Source organism: Nitrospira lenta (assembly GCF_900403705.1).
Lineage (GTDB): Bacteria > Nitrospirota > Nitrospiria > Nitrospirales > Nitrospiraceae > Nitrospira_D > Nitrospira_D lenta.
This window is the reverse complement of record NZ_OUNR01000016.1, coordinates 1-20,039: the sequence shown is the minus strand read 5'-3', so window position 1 is coordinate 20,039 and position 20,039 is coordinate 1. Positions and strand designations below refer to the sequence as shown.

The window sequence follows — 20,039 nt, the reverse complement described above, 5'->3', positions numbered from 1 at the left end:
CAGTCTGCCACCGGGAGAATTTGTATGACGATTCGACTTATCGTCTCATCGCTGTTGCTTACAGGGCTCCTGACCGGTTGCGGAGGCAGCACGTGGGTCCACCCGACGAAACCGTCGACCGAATTTACGAACGAATATAATCGCTGCCAAAATCTCGTGATCAGAGACCCCAAGCTCCAACAGGGGAGCCAGTTACTGATCCTCAACGCCACCGAGCGCTGCTTGCAGCGGGAGGGGTGGCGCATCGTGGAAAGCGAATAGCTTCTCATACCCGCTGCGTTCATCTCCTCAGACTCTCGTCTGTTGTGCGACCCGCTCCGCCCGTATCGCTGTGCTCCTGCCCCTGACTCTCAACGCCTGCGAGTTAACAGAAAGTTAACCCGCCGGTGATCCTGCTGGAATAGCCGGGCAGTACAGTTTGTCCAGACAAGGAGCCGACATCACGGGCTCCAGGAAAGGCAAACCATGACGCAGGATGCCGGGCTCTTCATCGGACTACTCTCTCTCGGTCTCACCGTGCCTCTCGCCTATGCAGGCCACACACTGCTCGGACTCCGGGGAACAACCTGGATCCCGCTGCTTCGCACACGCGATGCAGCCGGCATCTCTCATCTTGCCATCCTGGCCATCCCATCGCGCTCTCAACCACCCATTCACAGGAGGTTCGTATGATCACCGTCAGTCACATCATGACCCCGCGTGTCGTTCACATCGAAACAGGCACCTCGGCGATCGATGCCGCCAAATTGATGACGCGGCACAAGATCGGTAGCGTCTTCGTCACGCGAAATAACCAGTTCGTCGGCATCGTCACAGAGCCGGACATTGTCCGGAAGGTCGTCGGAGCGGACCGCGTGCCCTACTACATTCCGGTGGAAGAGATCATGAGCAGCCCCATCGTGGGGATCGATGAGCAGCGGCCCATTACGGAAGCCGCCGACCTCATGGAACTCCATGGCACGCGCCATCTGGCGGTGTTCAAAAGCGGCGCCATCGTCGGAACGCTCTCTGTGCGGGACTTGCTTCACCCGGTCTCTATCGACGAGTTTTAGAGGAGGAGGAACGTCTATGATCGGTAGTCTGACATCAACTGAATCCCGCCTGTGCCTACCCTGGATCCGGCAGCTTTTCGCGGCACCGGATCTGACCCTGCTCTGGGAAAAAGGAACGCAGGCTGTCCTGAGCCTGCTCATCGTCACGATCTTGGTCGGACTGGCGGGCGGGGTCATCAAGACCTTTATCGGCCTGCGGCTCCTCCTGACGGCCGAGATCGATCTCGGCCTGCGTCACCTCATCGTCAATACGCTCATGCTGTTGGCGGTGGTGGAAGTCCTCAAGACCACGTTGGCATATTTTTCAGAAGGCCGTGTGCGCGTCACGTTTATTGTCGATACCGTCCTCGTGGTGATGTTGACGGAAGTGATTTCCCAATGGTTCACCGGGGGAGACTGGCAGAAGCTGGCTATCCTGGCGGTGATCCTCGTGACGCTCGGACTGATCCGGGTCGTGGCCGTACGGTTCAGTCCGGCCCAGCCGGCTCATTCCTCGCCCTCGCCAACCATCGCCCCAATTTTCTCATCAACCCACTAGGAGGATCCTATGTCTGCTTATGCACTTCTCGACGCACCGGCGCTCACCCAGGTAGGGGACGAGGCACTTGAATCCATCATTCTCGGGCACCTCGACGAACAGGCCGTGATCAGCCTGGATGCGCTCGTCATACTCCTGCCGGACTATAGCTGGAACCAAATCTTCCATGTAGTCGATCGCCTGGCCCGATGCGGTGGGATTACCCTGCGCCGGCACCGTTCCGAATACACGCTCTTCTCCACGCACTACGCCGCCTAGCGCTGCTGCCCTCCGCCACGCTTCCACTCTTTCTGCTTTCCCATGACCGTGCGAGAGGCTGACAAAGAGGGGCAGGGGGAGATTCAACACATGGACAAGATGGCCTCAGGCGCCGCCGTCTTCCAGCGCGGAGAGCCTACCGATTCAGCGGCAACGGCTGACCGGCCCTGGCTAATTGAGTATTCACACGCACCACACTGTCATTCCATTCTCGATAGGCATAACCGTCCGTGATGACAGGAAGCGCATCTGCCTGTTCTTGCCGTGTAATGATCGACAACGCCGGCACATAGCGGCCGGGCGCCACGGTGACCCCGATTAACTTTGCCCCAGGTTCGATCACGACGTGATCGCCGATCTGGGCACGAAAGACCAGCGCTTGCATTCCGATCATCGTATCGTCGCCGACTCTGGCCGGCCCATGCACCTGCGATTGATGGGCGAGGGATACGCGGTCTCCGATGTACACCGAGTACTTCTTTCCGGCCACCTCGACCTCATTCTGGAAGAGCTCATACCCGCCTTCGAACGTCTCCAACCCATGAATCACGACCCCATCCTGCACATTGCTATAGTTGCCGATGACAATGTTCTGGCCCTCATCCCCGCGAATCGATGCCCCCGGTGCAACAAACACCAGTTCCCCGATCGTGACCGATCCATCCACCGCCGCCAGCGGATGAATTCTGGCGGAAGGGGCAATGACCGGCAGATCAATCTCCGGATTGAACGAGGTTTGAACGTTGGGAGCCACAAATCCGGCCAACAACAGTCCCCCCAGCACAAGATTGGCCGACAGGCTGATCGCCAGCAAGCGCGCACGAATGTTCATGTCACTCCTCGGTGATGGCCCTCTATCGGTTGAGAAGGGAGAAGAATGTAGGCGGGAGGCAGGACGGCAAGAATACGCACCAATCGATCACATCAAGAAGGCCCCGGCGACGGAGAAGTCATATGGCGCACGATCTTTCCTTCCACCATATAGATGACCAATTCGCCGATATTGGTGGCATGATCCGCGATCCGTTCGATGTATTTGCCGATAAACGTGAGCCGGATCGCCCGGGTAATGGTGGCGGGGTTTTCAATCATGAACGAGACGAGCTCACGAAATAGCTGATGCGTGAGGTTATCGACAAAGTCATCGTCGGCACAGACTTTTCGAGCCAGGGCGGCATCTTGCCGAACGAAAGCATCCAGCGATTCACGCACCATCTTCATCGTCCAGGCAGCCATGCGAGGAAGATCGATGTAGGGTTTCAGCTGCGGCTCTTCATTGAGTTCGATGACACGCTCGCAGATATTTTCTGCGAGATCGCTCATGCGCTCGAGTTCGGTGGAAATCTTCATGGCCGTCGTGACAAAGCGCAGATCTTTCGCCGCCGGCGCCTGCAAGGCCAAGAGGCGAATGCAGGTTTCATCGATCTCCACATCGAAACGATTGACCAGCCGGTCCCGCTCGATGACTTGCCCCGCCAGCACAGCATCGCGTTCGATCATGGCCGCAATCGCGCGCTCAATCTGCTCTTCGACCAGCGCCCCCATCTGGAGCAGGCGGTCTTTCAAGTCACTGAGTTCTTGATCCATATGTCGTTGCATGGTGCTCACTCCGATTTTTATCCGAAACGGCCGGTAACATAATCTTCCGTCAACTTGACGGACGGATTCGTAAACATCTTCTCTGTCCGATCGAATTCCACCAAACGCCCCTCATACATGAAGGCTGTGTGGTCCGAGACTCGCGCCGCCTGCTGCATATTGTGCGTCACGATGACGATCGCGACTTTCTGCTTCAGTTCCGTCACCAGCTCTTCGATGCGCGCAGTAGCCGTCGGATCGAGCGCCGAGGTCGGCTCATCGAACAAGAGAAGTTCCGGACTAGTCGCCAGCGCCCGGGCAATACACAAGCGTTGCTGTTGTCCGCCCGAGAGATTCATCGCCGATGCCTGGAGACGGTCTTTGACTTCTCCCCATAACGCCGCCTCATGCAACGCCCGCTCGACCACGAGATCAAGATCGGCCTTCGACGATAGGCCTCTGATCCGCATCCCATACGCCACATTTTCATAGATGGACTTGGGGAACGGATTGGGTTTTTGAAACACCATCCCGATGCGCATGCGCACCTCGATGGGATCCACCTCAGGTCCGACGATATTGACCCGGTCCGGATACAGGATGACGGCCCCTTCGTAGCGATTTCCTGGATACAGGTCATGCATGCGGTTGAAACAACGCAAATAGGTGGTTTTCCCGCAACCGGAGGGACCGATCAGCGCCGTCACACAGCGGTCGTAGACGGGGAGGGACAGGCCATGAAGCGCCTGCGCCCATCCATAAAAGAAATTGAGCCCCTGCGACTCCGCTTTCAACACCGTCTGCGATACATCTAAGGCTTTCATAGCATCACCAATGAATCCGTTTTCTAAACCGCGCTCGAATGACGATCGCCACCGCGTTCATCGCCAGGCTCATGACCAGCAAGATCAAACCGGCCGCCGCCGCATTCACGTGAAATTCATCTTGCGGCCGGGACACCCAATTGAACATTTGAATCGGCATCACCGTAAAGGGATCAAATAGCCATTCAAACGACACAAAGGGGAACGTTTCCTGCCAAGGCGGATGAGGAAGAAAGGCAATGAACGACAGGGCCCCGACGGTGATCAGCGGCGCCGTCTCGCCGACGGCACGCGAGAGCGCCAGGATCATCCCTGTCAGAATGCCGCCCATTGAATAGGGAAGGACATGATCCCGCACGGTCTGCCACTTGGTCGCGCCAAGCGCATAGGCCGCTTCGCGCACGGCAGGAGGGACCGATCGAATCGCCTCGCGCGTCGCAATGATAACCATCGGGAGGATTAACATGCCCAGGGTCAGCCCAGCCGTCAGGAAACTTTGTCCCAAGTGCAGCTCATAGACCAGCAGCCCGAGTGCCATGAGCCCGTAGACAATCGACGGCACGCCGGCCAGATTGGCGATGTTGATTTCGATCACCTCAGTCAACCAGCTTTTCGCGGCATATTCTTCCAGATAAATGGCAGCTCCGATCCCTAACGGAACCGCCGTCAGCGCCGTCAGCAGCATGACCAGGAGGGTCCCGATCCAGGCGGTGAGAATCCCGGCCTGCGCCGGAAACCGCGACGGGAAGGAGGTCAGGAATTGCCAGGACAAGCGGCCGGCTCCGTCCGCCGCCAGTTGCCCCACCAGGGCGAACAAGACGAGCAGGGCGACACCCATCACGAATAGTCCTTCGAACGCAAAGAAACGATCGAGGGCCTTGCGCCGCATGATGCGTCGTTGCAAGGCAGTGGACTTAATATACTTGGCGATACCGTTTTTTAAGCGCATGGCCTGCAATGTTAAATAATAGGGTGATCAATAGGAGCATGAGCCCCGTCGCAAAGATCGTCTGATAGCCCACGCTCCCGTGCGGCAAGTCTCCCAAGCTGACCTGGACAATGTACGCAGTCATCGTCGCCGCCGGTTCCAACGGATTCAGGGTCAGCGTCGGTTGCATCCCCGCAGCAATGGCCACCACCATCGTTTCCCCGATCGCCCGGGAGACGCCCAAGACATAGGCGGCCGTGATGCCGGATAGGGCCGAAGGGAAGACGACGCGCAACGCCGTTTGCATACGAGTCGCGCCCAGCGCAAAAGCGCCTTCGCGCAGATACACGGGAACCGCGCGCATGGCATCCTCGCTCACGGAGCTGACATAGGGAACAATCATGAAGCCGATGACCAGCCCGGCGCTCAGCATGTTGAAGCCCGGCAGGTCAGGCCAGAGTGTTTGCAATGTGGGCGTCACGAACAACAGCGCAAAGTAGCCATACACGACGGTCGGCACGGCGCTGAGCAACTCCAGCACCGGCTTCACGAATTCACGCACCGAACGCGCGGCATACTCGCTCAGATAGATGGCGATCAGGCTCCCCATTGGAATGGCCACGAGTAACGCCACAGTCGTCGTGACCAGCGTACCCGACACGAGGGAGAGAATCCCGTAATGCGCATCGGCAAAGAGCGGAGTCCATTGCCGGTCGGTCAGAAAATCCACCACAGAGACCTGCTGAAAGAAATGGAACGACTCGTACGCCAGCACGCCGACAATTCCAAGTGTAATTGCCACCGAGGTGAACGCCGCCGCCTGCAAGAGTAGCTTAATCGCTTTCTCCTTGAGACGGGGTAGCAGTCGGGGAGAGAGACCCGTGCGGATGGTCTGCTTCTCGACTGGACTCTCGGCGATATGGACATCCATCGTAGCCATCCTTTGCCCCTTAGAGTGTCGCTTCGCGGCGAAGCAATTCTTCGATCTTCATCCCGACCGTCGAGCCTCCTTGAAACGCGGTCCCCTGTCGGCCATTCTTAAAATGTTCACCGGCCAGCGCATAGGCTTTCGGCGGTAGCGGCACATACTTCACTTGTGGGGCCAGCACCGGTACTTGCGCCAGGTAGAACTCGACGAAGCGTTTCACTTCTGGCCTGGCCGCTGACTTCGTGCTGACATAGATGAATAACGGACGCGAGAGCGGTTGGTAGGAGCCGTTTTCGACGGTCTCGCGCGACGGGCTTACCGGCCCATGCCCGCCATCGACGGATACCGCTTTCAACCGCTTCTTATTCGGTTCGTAATAGGCGAAGGGGATGTAGCCGAGCGCCTGCTTGTCGTTGGCGATGCCCTGGACCAGCGTATTGTCGTCTTCACTGGCGGTAAAGTCGCCCCGGCTGGATTTGGCTTTCCCAACCACTGCTTCAGTGAAGTAATCGAAGGTGCCCGAGTCGGACCCGGCGCCGAACAGTTTCAGCGGCTGATCGGGCCAGGTTGAACGGACCTGGCTCCACTTGGTCACTCGCCCTTGCGCGGAGGGCTCCCACATGGTTTTCAATTCTGCCACCGTGATGGAGTCCACCCACGTTGCCAGAGGACTCACGGCAATGGTCAGAGCATCGAACGCGATCGGCAGTTCATAGAATTGGACTCCGCCGGCGCGGCAGGCGTCCATTTCGCTGCTGGAAATAGGACGAGAGGCATCCTGCACATCGATCTCGCCGCGGCAAAACTTTTTGAACCCGCCGCCGGTTCCTGAAATGCCGACCGTCACACGAACCGACCCTCGCGTGTCCTTCTGAAACTCTTCCGCCACTGCTTCCGTAATCGGGAACACCGTGCTCGACCCGTCGACCTTGATCAAGGTCGTAGGTTCGGGATAGACCGTCTCAACAGGCCAGCCCATGACACTCATCGCCGCACACAGCAGAATCGCGCTCAACCCGACCGGTACCAGTCTCTGCATGGATGTTCTCCTTCTCATCGTTACCGAGCTCATCGTCACCGTGGCCTTCATCATCATTCCGACCGTCATATAGAAGGCATCCTACGCCCGCCGGTTTCCCTGCACGTTACACAACTGTTAACAGTGCGTTAACTCTCCCCGCGCGCGGGAACGCTTCCGCTTTCTAGAAATGAGAGCAGACGGAGTTTTAACAATGCTGTAACATGCCCGCAATTATTCCGTGATCCCTTCATGAGAGAACAGGCTCGCTATCATGAAACGATCACCATTCAACCGAGGGGGTACGTCGAAATGAGAGGACTTCAGAGGACAGTCCATATTGCAGCGATCTTGACTGCGATGGCTCTGGCCATGCCGCAGTCAGATGCCCGCGCCGCAGAGCCGAGGCGCGCCCAAGATCGCGGTGAATCACCGGTTATCGTCGCACAGACGGCGACCACATCTACACCCGAAGGCCAAGGACCGGCGCCGGCGCGGGAATTACCGCCGGGCGGCATGTCCATCGAAGATCTGCTCCTGCAAAAGGGCACCATTAGTATGGATGAGTGGATTCAAATCCGCGCCGAGCAGGAATATAAAGTCGCCGATCAATCGCGCCGGATCGATTCGCTGGAAGAATGGAAAGGGAAAACCGAACTGCTTCCGCTGCTTCGAGACAAAGTGAACTTCGGACTGAACGCGCTGCAATTTCTGTATGGGCACGTCGATGCCAAGGTGCCGGAAGGGCGCAGCCAAGACAATTTCTCAATTCGCCGTTCGGAAATTGTCTTCTGGGGAAAAATCAGCGATATGATCCCTCGATGGCACACGCTCATGGAGTTTCAGAGTACCGGCCTGTCGAACAACACCCCGACGAGCGGCACCGGCTCTGCGACCGCGGCGACGTTCTTCCGGGAGGCCTATATCGATTTTCGTCCGGTTCAATCCTGGGCGCCTAACCTCAACATGATCCGGCTTGGAGTCTTCCGCATGCCTTTCGGCATCTTCACGGAAACCTCGGGCGGATTACGAGATGTCATCAGCTCCCCCTATCTCACCTCCATCGGAAGCGGGACCGGCAATAGAAATGGCACCGGCGGCGCCATTGACTTCCTCCAAGAGCGGGATTACTTCGTCGACGTTCGAGGGAAAATCGCCAACCGCCTTGAGTATGTCGTCGGCGTAATGAACAACAACAACTATACGGCCAATGCCCTTCTCAGCAGCACCTCCGGGATCGGCGGAAGCAATCAGCCCAAAGCCTTTTATAGCCGGATCAGATTGTTCGGAAACGATGTCTCATTTATAAGCTTCACAACGATTCAAGGCCATTCGAACAACGCCGGCACACTGATCAACGGGCGCGGCAAAGGCTCCTTCGACCGGTACGGCGTCGATGCGCGCTACACCTCGAAAGTCCTGCCCGGATTCATGGTGCAGGGCGAATATTGGCAAGGGCATGACGGCGCCAACGCCACGACGGTCGGATTAGGGGCCAACGGAGACTGTGCCAGCGGCTGCGGCGGCTCCGGTGCGCCCGGGATGCACCGTCGCACCTGGTACGTGCTGGCGAAGTATCTGATTACCAGCGGCCCGCTGGAAAACTTTGAGCCCACCGTCATGTATGAACAATTCGATCCGAATACCGACATGGGTAATGACATGTATACGAGGTCGATCGTAGGATTGACCTATTACTTTGAAAACTTCCCGCCGAAGATTCAGTCCAAGTTACAGTTCAACTATGAGTTCCGTCATCACTCGGGACTCGGTACTGGCCCCAATACGCCGGCCTTCGATTCGAGATCGGATCCCTTTTCCCAGAATGCGTTCTTTGTGCAATTTCAACTTCGCTTCATGTAACCGGTCATGGCAATTTGCTAGACTATTTCATTCCGACAACTCCCGCGGTAAGGAGAAACAGCATGGGGATATTTACGAAGGGGCTTCTGGTCTTGTTCGGCGCAACGCTTGTCGCATGCGCCGCGCGAGGGGTTTTCCCCCCAGAGGCAGTCGTTGGCGTAGACCAGAATTTCGATTTCGCTCACTGGCGAATGGTGCCCAACCAGGCCGAAGCCAAAAAGATTCAACTCGGTGGACGGATTATTCAGTCAGATAGGGCGGGAGACAGCATCACGATTGTCGCGACACAGCTGCCCATCGTCGCCCATCCTGCCTACGGCCCCAGGGACACGGGAAAGCGAAGCGGGGAATTTGCGATCACCTATCAAGGGAAGATTGATCCGTCTTTCCTTCAATCCGGCAACCGCATCATGGTGGTGGGCTCCACTCACGCGCCCAAACTCGTATCCGTGGACGACCTCCCCAGAAGTCTTCCCGCAGTCGTCGCCTCCTGTCTCCACATCTGGAAAACCGGGGGGAGAGAGATTGCAGATTTTCCATTCTTCGGCGCAGGCTATCAGCCATTGGAAGAAGACACCTTTTGCACCTCTACTCAATAGCAGGAGACGCGGCCATTCGCGTACCGAAAGCGGCCAGAACGCGGCGCATCGAACCTGTTCTCAGAGCCGGCGTTCTGGCCATCGCACTACTAAGCGCGGCCGCCTGCGGTCATGACGCGTCTCTGCAACGCGAAACCGCCGGAGGCGGCCTGGTGACATTTTCTATTCTCTCGGAATCGGATGTCTTTTCGTCCACCGGCCGGCACGATGCGCAACGTATCATGCAGGAGAAATGTCCATCCGGCATCCATATCGTCAAAGAGGGCGAAGTGCCGAAGGTCAGCCAAGCCGCCGATCGGGCTTGGGGGCCTCAGATCGGGGCCGATCGTATATGGGGGATCCACTTCACATGCAAATAAACAAATCCACGGGCCGCATCATTCTCTCATGCTCGCTGCTGCTCGGCGCACCTGTGATGTCATCTTGCAGCCTCTTTTCCCCAGCGGAACGAATCGTCTACGACCAGCAGGGGATTCGCATCGGCCTTGAACCGGACCCGACACTCTCACGGTCCGCCCCCCTCACTCTCAATCGACATCCGGCCGAATTGTCCGTGACAGAACTTGAAGCCTTGCTCCGAGTCATTCAGGTGAGCGGCTGGAGCGGGACGCTCGTCGGCATACTGAGCACCCCTCAGCCGATCCCTCTCTTTACACCCAAAGAGCTGGCGATGGTTTCCGGCAAACTGGTCGCGGCGTTCCGGCAAGCCACACCGACTGAACGGATCTTTTTCTCGCTGCCGAAACCGGACGTGGCCTATAGCGAAGATCGCACGGTGGGAGCATTGTTTATGAGAGGCCGATACCTGCACGTGGTCGTTCAGGATCATGCGGCTTTTATCCAGGCAGATACCGGGGGTGGAGAGCTCAAAGATCTCCGCGACACGAAAGGAATGAAACTGTCAGTGGCAGGCCCCGCTCAGGCGGCCATGGTTCCTGATTTGGAAGAGCCTCAATGGGCCCCGTTCGAGACCGTGCATCTGTCGCTGAACATCAAAGACGTGTTGGCGCATCTTACGGCGCCATTGCCGGCTCGCACCATCCGGTCGGGAGCCGAGTTGCCGCCGGCAGCGCTTCAGAAGACCGGATCGGCAGCAGCTCCTTCCGACGAGTTACAACTTCAAATCCGTGAACTGACCAGTTCCAACTTAGAACTCCGCAGCCGCCTTGATGATCAGAAGAAGAAAATGGAAGAACTGAATGCTCAAATGGAACGGCTGCGTCTCGAACTGGATCAGACCAAATCCAAGAAGCAGCCGTCTCGCACACGCCCCACGCCATAACCACAAGTACCGTCTCTGTCCCCACCCTCTACTGGACCGCCGGGGCAGGGGACGAGAGTCCCACTGCCACGGCACTCTTCGCGGCCTCACCAACGGGCAAAGGGAAGAATCCAGCCTTCGACACCGCCTCCTGGCCTTCTTGGGTCATGATGAATCTCAAGAACTCCTGCGCGGCGGCAGGGAGCGGGGCATTCGGATTCTTATCAACGTACAGATACAAGACCCGCCGCAAAGGATAGGTTTGATCGGCAACAGTAGAAGCTGCCGGCGTCACAAACGGCATGCCCGCAGCTTCTGCGAGAGGAACGACTCGGACACTGGATGCTTGCAACCCTAATCCGCTGTAGCCAATCCCGACTTGATCGCGGCTCAAATCCAGAATCACGGATGCCGCACCGGGATCTTCATGGAGGCTGGGCATAAATTCACCGCCGGCCAGGCAATGCTCTTGGAAGAACGCCCTGGTTCCTGACTTACGATCGCGCCCGTAAAGCTGGATCGCGGCCTTCTCCCAGCCCTCAGTCAGTCCGAGCTGACCCCATTGGGTAATGGCTGATGGATAGCCGCGCTTACGCGTCGTTGAAAACATGGCATCCACTTGATCGAGCGTCAACCCGGTGACCGGATTATCCTTGTGCACATAGAGCGCAACGGCATCGACCGCCACAGGCACCGCCGTCGGCTCATAGCCGTGCTGCGCAACGAACTCTTTGACTTCGGCGTCAAAGAGTTCTCGCGACGTCGTAATCATCTTAAAACTGCCGGCGCGTTCTTCCTGCAACATGACCTTGCCGGTTTTGCTCAACGGCGGCTGAAGGAATTCGGCGACGGCTTTGGTGGAACCGCCGCCTTTCACGTCAATCGCCACCTTCGACTGCCGACGTTGAAATTCCATTGTCAGACGACTCATCAACGGATACATGGTTTCAGAGCCCTGTATCTTGAAGGTCCCGGAAATTTGCGACTGGGGATTGTAATGGGCCAGCGCGCTATCGACCGTCGCAGCAACCATCGGGCCACTGACTTCGGCATAGGATCGATTATCGGCAACGCCGTAGTGAATCGCCGTTATCAGAAGAAATCCCATAGCCCATACCCCGCGATGTGGTGTCATCCTACATTCCTCCGTATAGTGAGTTCACTGCACCCTACACCCGCCATACTAGCGGGGAACAATTTCAGGGCAGTAACCTCAACGTTACAGAATTGTTAATTTTTCCGGGGGATAGCGAGACGGCGAACAGAATCACCCAAAGAATCAGTAGACTCGTAGGGACATGACCGTACTCTCGCCCTTATTCGGGTCGCGCTGGAGCACCACCAAAGCGGTCTTGGTCACTTCATTCACGCTGATAGCTAAGCGGGCTGAAAAGACCGTGCTCTTCACATCATACTCAGATCGGATGCGAGCGCCGATCGCTTGGAAACTTCCGATTCGATCAAGATCGACTTTCGTCTTATACGGCCGTCCTTGAATAATCTCTGACGCCATCGCTTGCGTGATGGCCGGATCCAGTGCTTGAATCACCAGAGAATCCGCCGTATTCAGATTGACCTGCGAGCCTGAATCAGAAAGCACCGTCACATACCGTGAGAGCCGGTCGACAATGTCCGGGGTAAACCCTTTGATCAGCCGCAAATCGCCCAGGCCTGAGAGTGGCGCATTAGCGGCGCGATAGGGCGGACGCTGCGATTGATAGTACAGACTTTCCGCTCCGGCCGGTTCCTGGTTTTCATCCTGATCCACCCAATCAACCACCGCATCGACCAAGTCCGGGTTCAGCTGAAGCAACTCAAAGAGCCGTTTGAATCGATCGATCTTTGTTTTTTTTTGGATGGAGTCGGAAGAGACAGCAGACAGGTCGTTGAGATTGAGCTTACCCCGCTCATCTTCGATCTGTGCGCTCAGAAAGCCGTCGCCGATTGCATAGTTCTTGATCGGCATGGCCCAAAGATCGGTCGTCGAATCGTACGTTTCACCGGCCTTTTTATCTTTCAAGAAATCTTGCTGGAGGACGGCGCGGGCCGCCTGAACGGCGGCGCGAATCAAGGTTTGGGCTTTGAAGTTATCGCGGAACGCAGCCGCATCGCGATATTCGCGCCGGGCTTCGCCGTCGAATTCAAGAATCAGCGCAACCAGCAGCGCCAAGATGAGCAGAGCGAGCAGGAGCGCAACGCCGCGTTCATCATCCTTTGGCATAACTGACCACTCGGACAGTGGCGTCGAGATTGATGGGATTGTCGAACTTCGGGCGCACTTGCAGATGCCTCACTTGCAGATCATACGGAGCCTGATCGATCGCCAGCAGGAACGCCATCAGATCCGGCAGTTGTACGCCATCCAACCGGAGATCCACCGCGGTTTCTTGATACCCTTGCGCCAGGGCTTGGACTTGCGGCTGCATGCCGGCGATCCGCTCACGCACGTGAGCCTGATTCGTCGCTTCCTCAATAAATGCCAGCAGGGAGAACCCCGCATCAGTCACCGGCATCCGTTGTTCGGCACGACTCAGTCGCGCGCGTTTGCTCGCATAGTCGGCCCCCAACGCCGTCAGTTCGTTGCTCTCTCGTTGTTTTTTGGCCGCCTGGCGATCCAAGCGATCCATGGAGGCCAACAGGGGATCCACGACCAGCACGAACAGCAGGCTGACCACAACCACGAGACCGCCGACCGATAAGATCGTGCGCTCGCGCGGAGCCAAATGAGTCCACCGTTCACGCAACTGGTGCATCATGGCTGAGCCACCGTCGCGCTCATCCGAAACACTACCTGATTCGATGACGCACCCACCCGGGTTTCGCTGACAGCCACATCCTTGAACATCCCGCCGGCTGAATACGCCTGTTTGATCTTCTCCACGGCTTCGAATGAGGTCGTCTCGCCTTCGAGCAATACCATGGGACCTTCGACGGTCAAATCCCGTATTTTGACGGAGGCGCCGGCCGGCATTTGCTTCATAAATGCCGCCATCGTCGCCAGGATATGCTGCTGCGAACCATCGACGACCGCCAGCGCCTTGTCGACCGCGGCAATGCGAAAACGGGCCTGATCAATTTCCTCACCCGGCGCAGCCCCCGGCCCAAAGAGTTGGGCATAGTGCCCCTGAAGCGCATCCTTCAACTGTTGCACGCGTTGTTCTTTCACATGGAGATGTGTCAATCCATCCGCGAGTGCCAAAACGCCCAACACCGCGGCTCCCACCAGAGCCAATCGCTTGTCCCGCGCCGAGGTCCGAGCCTGCGGGGCGTTCGCGTCCGAGACGGCCTTCAAATCGAGGGCAAGACCCGCCGGTGTCGGCTTGAAGCGCCACTTCGGCCGAATGAGTTTCGGATGAATCGCCAATCCAAAAGCAATCGAAAAGGCGCGCGGACTGTCCAACCCGAAGCCCTGCCGCGGGCCGACCGGATAGAGCCCCAGTTGATGCGCGACATACCCGCCGATCTCTCTGAGCTTTGCGCCGCCGCCGGATACCCAACAGTGAGTGAGACGCCCGCGCTCCGCCCCTTCGTAGCCTTGGATGGTCACGCGCAATTCTTTGAGCAGCGGATCCAACCAGGGGTCGACCTGTTGCACCGTCAAGCTGCGCTTGCGCCGTTCCGCGTCGGCAAAACTACAGGCATGCCGCACCGCCAACGCATGAGTCAGATGATTGCCGCCCCATAAAATGGTCCGCAAGACGACCGGACGCCCCTCATGGACCAGACAGATGGTGGTCTTGGATGCGCCCACATCGATGATGGCCAGATCGTGTGGAACATGGCCGCCTTCTTGCTGAATGAATTGTGTGACAGAATACAGGGCCATCGCATCGACATTGATCGCCGCCGGTTCAATATCGGCCTGGGCAAGGAAACGCAGATGTTCGGCCACTTTGTCCCGCGGAGCCGCCGTGACCAGCACGTCTGACCCTTTGGTTATCCGTGACATCCCCTCGGCGGTGAGCCCGGGCGGAAGCACGACGCTTCCGATCGCCAGCTCATCCACCGGCATCGGGATCAGATTCTCCACTTCAAAGGGAACGACCTGTGACAATTTCTCCGCATCTTTAAACGGGAACGAGAGCGTACGCACAAAAAGATCCTGGCAGGGGATTGCCGTCACCAAGCGATCCGTGGCATAGAGCCCGTTGTGCCAGAGAAAGCCGCGCAACGATTGCACCCGCCTGGCCGGTTCCACATCTTCCGGATGCGCAAACGGCAAGGGCTGGTGGAAATACTCGATCGTTTCACGACCGCTCAGGCGGCGGCGAAAGCGCACGGCCTTCAGGCCGGTCTGGCCGATATCCAAGCCCACGCATTCAGTGGCGATACTCATGCAGTTTGCAATTCCTCTTACAGTCTCGTGCTACTCTACAACGCCACCCTGGCCTGTGCCAATGTTCCTAGCAGTTTAAACGTAAACGGCGTTCCAGGCGGGAGGGGGGGAATACCCAACCCAGGAGCCTTGGACGAAAATCCCACACCGGGAATCACCGTCAACGACAGCGCCAGCTGACTCTGTTGTAAGGGTTGCTGCATTGTAACCGTTCCCTGTCCGGAAAACGACCCGTCGATTCCGTCGCCCTTCAATTCAGTCACTTCGCAGATCTGCTCCCGGCATGCCAGAGCGATCGAGAGGCTGCTGAAGGTCAGCGAGAGGATCCGGCCATTGCCGACTGGAATGTGATCCAGCGACAGATCCTTGGCATTCGCTTTCCACGTACCCTCGCCGAATGAGGCAAGGCCGGCGGTCGCGGCGCCGTCGACCCGATGCGTAAACTCTCCATCCATGGTGCCCCGTGTCACAAAAGGGCGAATGACCTTCGAAAGATCGAGCGTGTGAATGTTGCCAACCATGGCCACCGGCCCCGTCATGGACCAAGACGCGGCGGTCATCGTCAATTTGACCGTGCCTTGGGCCGCAGTGGCTTCGTCGATCTGCGCCGTAAGATCCAGGGCCACCCCGCCAATCAGCAACCGCCAGAGCCCCAATTGGGCCCGCACCAGCCCCACCTGCAGGGGAGACCAGTCAGCTTTCGTCAAACTCATCTGTCGCCACTCAATCGCCGCTGGAAACCCGATCGCCCAGTCCGCCGCGCGCACTTCCATCCCGGTCGCGCGCTGTAGCTCCCCGATGATTCTCGTCTGTAAGGCCCCATAGGGAAACGTGAGAGCCATTGACAGGAACAACAGGCTGCATCCAAACGCCATCCACAACAGCGGGGCCTTCCAGGCTGAGAGATCCTTCCCGGGCCACACCATTAGGAAACTCCTACTGTGACCCATTCACGAATGGTATAGGGGTCGGCATTGGGCTCCTGAAACGTGATTTCTACCAGCAACGCCGCTGGCAGCGGTCCGGTTGAGCTCCATTCATCCAGCCACAGCTGACCTTGCCGACTATAGTAGCGCACATTGAACGCCTTCACCTTCGTCGCCAGATTGACCTGGTCAACCGATTCATCGGTGAGCCCATAGAGATTCCGCCGGACGAATCGGATCAGGCGGTCGCCTTCGCGCGTATAAATCACGCGCACGATCTCGCTCTCGCCCGCGGCCTGCACGCCGACTCCGTCCCCCCTCGTCACAAAGGCCAGGGTATCGGCCGACTGGCCGTCTTGCGTCCCGTTCAGACCGACCCAGGGGAACGTTGTTTCCTTGACGCCGATCGTGAGCTCCTCGCCCATCAACCGCAATACGCGTCGAATTGTCTGCTCCCGAGACGCCGCCGCTCGACCGGCATCCACAACCTGCGTCGTAGTCAGTAACGATCCAAACACAATTGCTCCCAAGGTGGCGAGCAACGCAATCGCCAACAGCGCTTCGACCAGCGTGAATCCGCCTTCTTGCTTAAAATGCGAGGCCGGCAAAGACATACGTACTCACTTCCAACGTTTCATCCTGCTGGCCCCGGGGCCAGGAGATCTGAATTTTGACTTCGCGAATGAGTTCCAGCGGGGTCGGCACAATGCTGCGCTTCCAGCGATACCCTGGCGCACGATTGGGCTCCGAGATCGATGTGAGGACTCCGGGGGCCGGCAATTGAAACTCTCCTGTCGTCTCTCCAATGGGGAACGAGCCAGAGAGTTCTGTTTCCAGCAATTTTTCTTGCGCTAACAGCGTCGCCGTCGTCAGTTCCATGGCGCGGGATTGTAGTTCTAAATCGAAATTTCTCAGCCCCAGCAGCACGGGGAGGGCGATCGCCAAAATTGCGACGGCCAGCAGCACCTCCAGCAGGGTAAATCCGCGTTCGTTCTTGGGGGAGTATGGCCACATATCGTTTGAGCGGCGTTACGGCTTGAGCAGGCCAACTTGATTCCCAGTAGCCGTCATGGTCGTCGGAACCAAGAGGGTTCTGACGCGATCAGGAATGGATGCGAGGCGCTGAGGTTCGATCCGCGCATCACTGGTCCGAATCGCTCCGGTGGCGGCTTCGATGACGATGGCCAACACATTGTTCCCGGCATCGGTCAGATGCAGCACCGCTTCATCGATCCGGCCGTTGGGATACAGCATCAATTCGAGGCGGCCGGCTGTCCGTTTGATTGACCCGGAGGACGCCTCGGCCAGACGGATGGTGTCCGGAAGCAGGCGCGGGGTTGCCCAGGCGGCGTCCAACAAGGGCTTCTCTTCTTTCCCCTCGATGGTCTTCGCCCAGTATTGATTTTGGTCCAGGTCCAGATAGAGCTTGACCGGTTTCTGCGAGCTCATCGCGATCCCTTGGAGCGTTCGCACCGTTCCGATAAACTTGCGGCCCGTTGACGCCAAATCGTCGTTCAAGTTGATGCGCGGAATCACGATCCCCAACATCGCCGCCAACAGAAACATGACGATGATCATCTCCAGCAAGGTGAAACCACCTGCGCTCCTGACGCGAGACGAGCGGAGCAGAGCCAGGAAAGAAAGAGATCTGGACATCTCTCGCACGTTGCTCACAATGGCTGACCATCTCACCCGCTCAGCCCCGGCGCGCCAAGACGCGCCGCCCCACGGGAAAGACCGCGGCAAGCGAGGGGACGGCCACCCTTCCGCCAGGTGGCTGTCCCCGTCAAACAGAGGGATAGGCACCGGCTGCGCCGGAGCCTGTCCCTCGCCGTACATTGAGGACTTGGGCGCCGAAAAAGTGCCGCTGGCGGACGCTTTCAACAACTGCTAATCCTTTTCCAGATTCCAATTCGTAATGTCGGCATTCACACCTTCTCCGCCAACTTCGCCGTCGGTTCCGAGCGACATAATTTCGTAGTCGCCCTTGGGGCTGGGGCTCAAATATTTATAGGGATTGCCCCAGGAATCTTCCGGCAGTTTCGGCAAGTACCCGCCGATTTTCCATTTTTTTGGAATAACGCCCACGGAGGGTTTTTCCACCAGCGCCCGCAATCCCTGCTCACTGGAAGGGTAAACACCGTTGTCGAGCTTATATAGTTGGAGCGCGCCTTCGATGTTTCGGATCTGCACTTTCGCGGCCGTCCGTTTGGCATCGTCGGTTCGCCCCATGATTCGCGGAACGACCAGCGCCGCCAGGATGGCCAGAATCGCCACCACTACCATAATTTCGATGAAGGTGAAGCCGCGCTCACTGCGGAGAATATGGCGTGATGGATCATTGGTGATGGGTGCCGCAAGGCGACTGGGACCTCGAAGATGCCCGCCCCACATCGTCCACGCAGGCCCACACTGCTGTCTTCCTCTCATCGAATACCTCCCGTTAAACTCATCACACACCATCGGTCACCGGCCTATCGCACCATCTGACCCATTTCAAAGATCGGCAGCAAGATGGCCACGACAATAAAGAACACGATGACGCCCATAACTAAGATCATGATCGGTTCCAGGAGCGATGTAAACCGGGTGATGACCCGCTCTACTTCACCGTCGTAAATCTGGCCGATGCGCCGCAGCATTTCTTCCATTTCGCCGCTACGCTCCCCGACGGCGATCATATGGGTCACGAGCGATGGAAACTGGCCGCTGCGCTTGAGCGGGTCCGCGATCGTTTCGCCTTCCCGGATATTCTGCCTGGCGCATTCGACCGCTTCTTCCAGGATCCGATTGTTCATTACGCGCTTCGAGACATCCAACGCCTCCAGCAACTGCACGCCGCTCGACAACATCGTCGCCAAGGTACCGGTCAACCGAGAGATCGACACCATCCGCGCCACGTCTCCGATCAGGGGAATGCGGAGGATCAGTCGATCGGTAACGGTGCGTCCCGACTCGGTCTGGATGAATCGGCGAACGAGCAGCCCGCCGCCCACCACGGCCAGCAACAAGAGCGGCCAGTAGGCGGAGCAGAAGCGACTGATCGTCATCAGCACCACGGTCGGGAAGGGGAGCGTCGCCTTCATGCTGGCGAAGACCGCTGTGATCTTCGGAACCACAAAGGTCATCAGGAAAAACAGGACACCTACGCCGACTATCAGCATCAAGGCGGGATAGAGGATCGCGTTGGTGACTTTGTTCCGAAGCGCCTGTTGTTTTTCAAGAAACTCGGCCAGGCGAAAAAGAATCTGGTCCAGCGCGCCGCTCGTTTCACCCGCCCGCACCATGTGCACATAGATCGGGGAAAAATCTTTGCCGTAAGATTCCAGCACGCTGCTGAGCGCTTTTCCCGCCCGCACCTGCTCGCGCACGTCGGCAAGCAATGCTTTCGCCTGCTTTTTTTCAGACTGGTCGATCAAGACTCCCAACGCTTCGACCAGAGGAAGCCCAGCGACCAACAGCGTCGCAAACTGACGAGTCAGCATGGCCAAATCGGGCGCCGACAAAACCTGAGATCTTCCGAGCGGAGCCGAGACGGCGACACGATCATGTGCCAACCCGCGACCAGCAGTTTGCCCCTGCTCAACCACATCGGTCGGAAACACTCCGTCCTTGCGGAGCTTCAGGCGAGCTACCTTCACGCTCTCAGCATCGACGATGCCCACGGCAGATCCGCCGTCACTCTTATATCCGCGATATTGATAGACCGGCATGACTAGAGAATTCCCTGTCGAGACGCGCACACGATGCTCAAAACATTCTTCCGGCAAGGTCGCAGCAAGCGAGAAGACGAGGCGTACCCTCTGGGGTACGTCGAGGAAACGAGCGCCGCGAGAACGCGGCTGGAGGACGTTTTCAGCATCGTGCTAGAGGTCAATCTCCTGCTGCGTGATCCGCATCACTTCTTCGGTCGTTGTCACACCCTGAGCC

General features: G+C 57.9%; 25 protein-coding genes. 9 read left to right on the top strand and 16 right to left on the bottom strand.

Annotated elements, in window-relative coordinates; translation table 11 throughout:
- The first annotated feature begins 24 nt into the window (after nt 1-24).
- The 4 genes from NITLEN_RS09840 to NITLEN_RS09820 all read left to right on the top strand — a co-directional run bounded on the left by NITLEN_RS09840 (nt 25) and on the right by NITLEN_RS09820 (nt 1,848).
- A complete protein-coding gene (locus NITLEN_RS09840) occupies nt 25-261 on the top strand; it encodes a hypothetical protein (RefSeq protein ID WP_121989440.1) in 237 nt (78 codons plus the stop codon).
- 407 nt (nt 262-668) lie between these two features.
- Nucleotides 669-1,052 carry a CBS domain-containing protein gene (locus NITLEN_RS09830; RefSeq protein ID WP_121989438.1) on the top strand — a complete coding sequence of 128 codons (384 nt, stop codon included), beginning with the start codon at nt 669-671 and terminating at the stop codon, nt 1,050-1,052.
- Between the two features lie 16 nt (nt 1,053-1,068).
- Nucleotides 1,069-1,590, top strand: coding sequence for a phosphate-starvation-inducible PsiE family protein (locus tag NITLEN_RS09825; RefSeq protein ID WP_121989437.1), 522 nt, complete (start codon nt 1,069-1,071; stop codon nt 1,588-1,590).
- 9 nt (nt 1,591-1,599) lie between these two features.
- On the top strand, nt 1,600-1,848 hold the full coding sequence (locus tag NITLEN_RS09820) for a hypothetical protein (protein ID WP_121989436.1): 249 nt from the start codon (nt 1,600-1,602) through the stop codon (nt 1,846-1,848).
- 136 nt (nt 1,849-1,984) lie between these two features.
- On the opposite strand, the gene NITLEN_RS09815 is transcribed toward NITLEN_RS09820, so the two are convergent.
- From NITLEN_RS09815 to NITLEN_RS09790, 6 genes are all read right to left on the bottom strand, one after another.
- A complete protein-coding gene (locus tag NITLEN_RS09815; protein WP_121989435.1) occupies nt 1,985-2,680 on the bottom strand; it encodes an LbetaH domain-containing protein in 696 nt (231 codons plus the stop codon).
- Nucleotides 2,681-2,772: 92 nt separating this feature from the next.
- The gene (gene phoU / locus NITLEN_RS09810; RefSeq protein ID WP_121989434.1) at nt 2,773-3,447 is read right to left on the bottom strand and encodes a phosphate signaling complex protein PhoU; all 675 of its coding nucleotides are present in this window, start codon (nt 3,445-3,447) and stop codon (nt 2,773-2,775) included.
- Between the two features lie 17 nt (nt 3,448-3,464).
- The gene (gene pstB, locus NITLEN_RS09805) at nt 3,465-4,250 is read right to left on the bottom strand and encodes a phosphate ABC transporter ATP-binding protein PstB (protein ID WP_121989433.1); all 786 of its coding nucleotides are present in this window, start codon (nt 4,248-4,250) and stop codon (nt 3,465-3,467) included.
- Nucleotides 4,251-4,254: 4 nt separating this feature from the next.
- Complete coding sequence (gene pstA / locus NITLEN_RS09800) at nt 4,255-5,139, bottom strand: phosphate ABC transporter permease PstA (protein ID WP_219999435.1); 885 nt, start codon at nt 5,137-5,139, stop codon at nt 4,255-4,257.
- A 25-nt stretch (nt 5,140-5,164) separates the two neighbouring features.
- Complete coding sequence (pstC, locus tag NITLEN_RS09795) at nt 5,165-6,109, bottom strand: phosphate ABC transporter permease subunit PstC (protein ID WP_121989431.1); 945 nt, start codon at nt 6,107-6,109, stop codon at nt 5,165-5,167.
- A gap of 19 nt (nt 6,110-6,128) precedes the next feature.
- Nucleotides 6,129-7,145, bottom strand: coding sequence for a PstS family phosphate ABC transporter substrate-binding protein (locus tag NITLEN_RS09790; RefSeq protein WP_121989430.1), 1,017 nt, complete (start codon nt 7,143-7,145; stop codon nt 6,129-6,131).
- 351 nt (nt 7,146-7,496) lie between these two features.
- Between NITLEN_RS09790 and NITLEN_RS09785 the strand changes: the two genes are divergently transcribed.
- The 4 genes from NITLEN_RS09785 to NITLEN_RS09770 all read left to right on the top strand — a co-directional run bounded on the left by NITLEN_RS09785 (nt 7,497) and on the right by NITLEN_RS09770 (nt 10,868).
- Nucleotides 7,497-8,987 (top strand): hypothetical protein, encoded by a 1,491-nt coding sequence (locus NITLEN_RS09785; protein ID WP_146216156.1) that lies wholly within the window; start codon nt 7,497-7,499, stop codon nt 8,985-8,987.
- 62 nt (nt 8,988-9,049) lie between these two features.
- Nucleotides 9,050-9,586, top strand: a complete 537-nt coding sequence (locus tag NITLEN_RS09780; RefSeq protein ID WP_121989428.1) for a Slp family lipoprotein — start codon at nt 9,050-9,052, stop codon at nt 9,584-9,586.
- The gene (locus NITLEN_RS09775) at nt 9,568-9,945 is read left to right on the top strand and encodes a hypothetical protein (protein ID WP_121989427.1); all 378 of its coding nucleotides are present in this window, start codon (nt 9,568-9,570) and stop codon (nt 9,943-9,945) included. The genes NITLEN_RS09780 and NITLEN_RS09775 overlap by 19 nt, the downstream gene beginning before the upstream one ends.
- Nucleotides 9,936-10,868 carry a hypothetical protein gene (locus tag NITLEN_RS09770; RefSeq protein ID WP_121989426.1) on the top strand — a complete coding sequence of 311 codons (933 nt, stop codon included), beginning with the start codon at nt 9,936-9,938 and terminating at the stop codon, nt 10,866-10,868. Before NITLEN_RS09775 ends, NITLEN_RS09770 begins: the two co-directional genes overlap by 10 nt.
- A gap of 28 nt (nt 10,869-10,896) precedes the next feature.
- On the opposite strand, the gene NITLEN_RS09765 is transcribed toward NITLEN_RS09770, so the two are convergent.
- The 10 genes from NITLEN_RS09765 to gspF form a co-directional block, all read right to left on the bottom strand.
- Nucleotides 10,897-11,982, bottom strand: a complete 1,086-nt coding sequence (locus NITLEN_RS09765) for a PstS family phosphate ABC transporter substrate-binding protein (protein WP_121989425.1) — start codon at nt 11,980-11,982, stop codon at nt 10,897-10,899.
- 144 nt (nt 11,983-12,126) lie between these two features.
- The gene (gspK, locus tag NITLEN_RS09760) at nt 12,127-13,068 is read right to left on the bottom strand and encodes a type II secretion system minor pseudopilin GspK (protein ID WP_121989424.1); all 942 of its coding nucleotides are present in this window, start codon (nt 13,066-13,068) and stop codon (nt 12,127-12,129) included.
- The gene (gspM, locus tag NITLEN_RS09755) at nt 13,055-13,603 is read right to left on the bottom strand and encodes a type II secretion system protein GspM (RefSeq protein WP_121989423.1); all 549 of its coding nucleotides are present in this window, start codon (nt 13,601-13,603) and stop codon (nt 13,055-13,057) included. The genes gspK and gspM overlap by 14 nt, the downstream gene beginning before the upstream one ends.
- Nucleotides 13,600-15,183: a pilus assembly protein PilM gene (gene pilM, locus NITLEN_RS09750; RefSeq protein WP_121989422.1), complete on the bottom strand. Its 1,584-nt coding sequence runs from the start codon at nt 15,181-15,183 to the stop codon at nt 13,600-13,602. The genes gspM and pilM overlap by 4 nt, the downstream gene beginning before the upstream one ends.
- A gap of 35 nt (nt 15,184-15,218) precedes the next feature.
- Complete coding sequence (gspN, locus tag NITLEN_RS09745) at nt 15,219-16,109, bottom strand: type II secretion system protein GspN (RefSeq protein ID WP_181416768.1); 891 nt, start codon at nt 16,107-16,109, stop codon at nt 15,219-15,221.
- A complete protein-coding gene (locus NITLEN_RS09740; protein WP_121989788.1) occupies nt 16,109-16,723 on the bottom strand; it encodes a type II secretion system protein GspJ in 615 nt (204 codons plus the stop codon). The genes gspN and NITLEN_RS09740 overlap by 1 nt, the downstream gene beginning before the upstream one ends.
- Entirely contained in the window at nt 16,698-17,123 is a 426-nt protein-coding gene (locus NITLEN_RS09735) for a prepilin-type N-terminal cleavage/methylation domain-containing protein (RefSeq protein WP_121989420.1), read from the bottom strand. Before NITLEN_RS09735 ends, NITLEN_RS09740 begins: the two co-directional genes overlap by 26 nt.
- 15 nt (nt 17,124-17,138) lie before the next feature.
- On the bottom strand, nt 17,139-17,765 hold the full coding sequence (locus NITLEN_RS09730; protein WP_181416767.1) for a pilus assembly FimT family protein: 627 nt from the start codon (nt 17,763-17,765) through the stop codon (nt 17,139-17,141).
- A gap of 234 nt (nt 17,766-17,999) precedes the next feature.
- Nucleotides 18,000-18,539, bottom strand: coding sequence for a type II secretion system major pseudopilin GspG (gene gspG, locus NITLEN_RS09725; RefSeq protein ID WP_281267797.1), 540 nt, complete (start codon nt 18,537-18,539; stop codon nt 18,000-18,002).
- A gap of 44 nt (nt 18,540-18,583) precedes the next feature.
- Nucleotides 18,584-19,822, bottom strand: coding sequence for a type II secretion system inner membrane protein GspF (gene gspF / locus NITLEN_RS09720; RefSeq protein ID WP_121989417.1), 1,239 nt, complete (start codon nt 19,820-19,822; stop codon nt 18,584-18,586).
- Nucleotides 19,823-19,855: 33 nt separating this feature from the next.
- On the opposite strand from gspF, the gene NITLEN_RS18305 reads away from it, so the two are divergent.
- Nucleotides 19,856-20,039, top strand: a 184-nt coding sequence (locus NITLEN_RS18305) for a hypothetical protein (protein WP_219999433.1), incomplete at its 3' end; no start/stop codon positions are given.